Here is a 2,382-nt window from a genome sequence, read left to right as displayed (position 1 = left end):
GGCCCCCGCGCCCGCGCCCCCCGGGCCCTCCCTTCCTGCCGCCCCACGGGGCCCCCCCCCCCCCCGGCCCGGGGGGGGGGGGGGGGGGCGCCCCCCCACCCCCGGTTTCACGTCCGCCGCTACGGCTACGCACCCCGGGGGGGCTTCGAGCCCTCGGGCCCCGAGCCGTTGCCTCGGCGCGGCGGTACGTCGGTGCGGCGCCTCAGCCGTCCCCGAGACCCATGTCCCGGGCCCGGGCCACCGCCTCGGCGCGGGTGGCGACGTGCAGCTTCTCGAAGATGTGCGTGATGTGGTTGCGGACGGTCTTCTCCGCGACCACCAGCTCCCGGGCGATCCGCCGGTTGTCCAGCCCGCGCGCGACCAGGTCCAGCACCTCCGCCTCGCGGGCGGTGAGGTCCGGGAACAGCTGCCCCGCCTCGCGCATCCGGGCCCCGGCCAGCAGGACGGTGATCCGCCCGGCCACCTCGCCGCCGAACACCGCGCCGCCCGCGGCGACCGTCCGGACCGCGTGCAGCACCTCCTCCCGGCCCGCGCCCTTGACCAGGTAGCCGCGCGCGCCCGCCTGGAGCGCGGCGAGCAGGTTGCCGTCGTCGTCCGACATGGTCAGCATCAGCACCGGCGGCGGCGCCTCCTGGGTGGCGAGCCGGCGCACGGCCTCCAGCCCGGAGCCGTCGGGCAGCGAGAGATCCATGATCACCACGTCGGGGCGGTGCCGGTCGACCGCCTCCGGCACATCGGCGACCCGCTCGGCCTCGGCCACCACGAGGACGCCGGCGGCACTCTCCAGCGCCGCCTTGAGACCCTCCCGGAAGAGGGGGTGATCGTCGACGATCAGTACACGGACGGGCGCCGCTGCGACCGGGCCCGAGGGCGCCACCGACTGTTCTTCATCCACACGGCCGACACTACCAGCGGCGAACCGGCTACTTTCCGTGACATGCTCGGAAGTCGTCCGCGTGGCGGGCGGTGCGGGAACCGATCCGGCACCGGAACCGGGAACCGGGAATCGGGGACAGGATCCGAGACCACTGCCTCAGGCGCCCGGGACACCGGGCCCGCGAAACTGGAATCCGGTTTGGTTCACGCCGCCGGCCGGCCCACCGACCGGGCGTCCGCACCGCCGGGGGTCCGTACCCACCGGGGTCCGTCCCGCCGGCCCGGCCCGACTGCGAGGTGGCGCCATGAGCACGCCGACCCCCGCCCGGCGTCGCACGCCGGCCCAACGACAGCTCACCGCCGCGGCAGTCGTCACGGCGGTCTGCCTCGTCGCCGCGACGCTGTGGATCTGCTACGTGCTGGTGCACCTCGGCGATCCGAACGTCCACCAACCGCGTGACGAACTCGCCATCCTGGTCTACGCCCTGCCGACCGCCGGGGCGGGCATGCTGCTGCACGCCCACCGCCCGGGCAGCCCGCTCGGCTGGGTCATGCTGGTCTACGCGCTGACCGACATCGTGCAGTTCACGGCGGCCGCGCCGGTCTGGGTCGAAGTCACCGACCCGGGCATCGTCGGCGCCGTCGCCGTCCTCGACGCGCTCTGCAGATCGGTCAACGTGACGATCTTCTACGTGCTCCCGCTCTGGCTGCCGGACGGTCGGCTGACGACGCGGCGCTGGTGGTGGTACATCGCGGCCGTGGCCGTGTTCGTGGTCCCGGAGATGTCCCAGCGGCTCGCCCTGCCGAAGGCCTTCGGGCGGCCCAACCCGTTCGCCGGCAACGCCCCGGCGCACTACTTCGGCGTCGCCACCGACGCGCTCGGCGGCCACGACCTGTTGGTCAGCGAATGCCTGGTCGGGATCGTCACCGTCGTCCTCCTGACCCGCCTGCTGCGCCCGCGCCGCCACCAGGGCGACCCGGGGGAACTGCGCCGGCACCGGCTGCGGGTCGCGGCGATGCTCGGCGCGTACCTGCTCTGGGCCGGGATGCAGGACATGTACTCGCGGACCTGGACCGCGCACTACTGGCTCAGTTACTCGCTGTTCGCCGCCGCCGGGCTGGTCTGGGCGGTCGCGGTGGCCTTCCTGGTCGTCCGCGACCACGGCTGGCGGCTCGACCGGGCCGCCCGCAGCGTGCTGATCGGGCTGATGCTGGGCACCGGCGTCACCGCGCTGTTCGTGGTCGCCGCCGCCGTGCTCTCCACCTGGCTGCTGCCCGGGCACGGCGGGGCGGCCCTGCTGCTGATCGCCCTGATGTACGCGCTCGGCGCGGCCCTGCCGCGGGCCGCGCGGCGGGTCGTCACCCTGGTCGACCGGCTGTACTACGGCGAGCGTGCGCAGCCCTACCAGGTGCTGCGCCCGCGCGCCGGGCGGGGGCGGCAGGGGGGGGGCCCCGCGCGGCGGCCCGGGGGCCGGTGGGCGGCGGGCGCCGGGGCGCGTCGGCGGC

The 2,382-nt window shown here is 75.7% G+C and carries 1 protein-coding gene and 1 pseudogene; one reads left to right on the top strand and one right to left on the bottom strand.

The window, feature by feature from the left end; genetic code table 11:
• Positions 1–202: 202 nt before the first annotated feature.
• Positions 203–895 carry a response regulator gene (locus tag ACFV0O_RS36875; protein ID WP_380348535.1) on the bottom strand — a complete coding sequence of 231 codons (693 nt, stop codon included), beginning with the start codon at positions 893–895 and terminating at the stop codon, positions 203–205.
• Positions 896–1,181: 286 nt separating this feature from the next.
• Between ACFV0O_RS36875 and ACFV0O_RS36870 the strand changes: the two are divergent.
• Positions 1,182–2,382: pseudogene (locus tag ACFV0O_RS36870) on the top strand (hypothetical protein); the annotation flags it as partial.

The sequence above is a fragment of the Kitasatospora sp. NPDC059577 genome, assembly GCF_042735475.1.
Classification (GTDB): Bacteria; Actinomycetota; Actinomycetes; order Streptomycetales; family Streptomycetaceae; genus Kitasatospora.
Note: the sequence above shows the minus strand (reverse complement) of the source record. Positions and strands in the feature narration are given on the sequence as shown.